At 62.8% G+C, this 438-nt stretch carries 1 pseudogene; it reads right to left on the reverse strand.

The window, feature by feature from the left end:
- Nucleotides 1–34: 34 nt before the first annotated feature.
- Nucleotides 35–438 (reverse strand): annotated as a pseudogene (locus tag J5M56_RS25630) (sigma-54-dependent Fis family transcriptional regulator); the annotation flags it as partial.

Raw genomic sequence — 438 nt, forward strand, 5'->3', positions numbered from 1 at the left:
GTCATGCGTTACCCGCGCACGCGGTGGGTAACGCTCAGCTTTCGCTGGCGACCCCGGTCTTGCGCCGTGGAATGCCCAGACGCTGGCGGCGTTCCCACAGGCATTTGCGGCTGACGCCCAGTTTGCGTGCCAGTTCGGTCTCGGTCATGTGGTCCTGATGCTCGAGGACGAAGTGCTGGAAGTAATCCTCCAGCGACAGATCCTCGGTCGGCTCATGGCTGCTGTTGCTGGCGTTACCGCCGGTTTGCGGCGGCAGACCGATGAACTCGTCGTCTTCCAGATCGCTCAGCTCGATGTCGATGCCCAGCAGGTCGGCCGAGATCTCCGGGCTTTCGCTGAGAATCACCGCGCGCTCGACAGCGTTTTCCAGCTCACGCACGTTACCCGGCCAGGAATAGTGCCGGATCGCCTGTTCGGCATCGGCGGCGAATTTCAGGT

This window comes from Pseudomonas sp. 51_B (assembly GCF_017491595.1).
Classification (GTDB): domain Bacteria; phylum Pseudomonadota; class Gammaproteobacteria; order Pseudomonadales; family Pseudomonadaceae; genus Aquipseudomonas; species Aquipseudomonas promysalinigenes.